Source organism: Streptomyces sp. L-9-10, from assembly GCF_004151105.1.
Lineage (GTDB): Bacteria > Actinomycetota > Actinomycetes > Streptomycetales > Streptomycetaceae > Streptomyces.
Window position 1 is genome coordinate 1 of record NZ_PHRF01000078.1, and the last position, 201, is coordinate 201.

Consider the following 201-nt stretch of genomic DNA (forward strand, 5'->3'; position numbering starts at 1 on the left):
TGCGGCGACGTATGAGGTGTGGGTGCCGTTGTTGAATGGTGGGACGGTGGATGTGGCGGGGGGTGAGGTGAGTGTGTCGGTGGTGCGGGATGCGGTGGCGCGCGGGGTGTCGGGGTTGTTTTTGACGAAGGCGTTGTTTGATGTGCTGGCGGAGGAGGATGCGGGGTGTTTCGCGGGTCTGGGTGAGGTGTGGACGGGTGG

Annotated in this window: 1 protein-coding gene; it reads left to right on the forward strand. The window is 64.7% G+C overall.

The features are described 5' to 3' along the window. Positions 1 to 201 (forward strand): hypothetical protein (locus tag CU044_RS39195; RefSeq protein WP_129770093.1); only part of this gene is annotated, 201 nt, incomplete at both ends.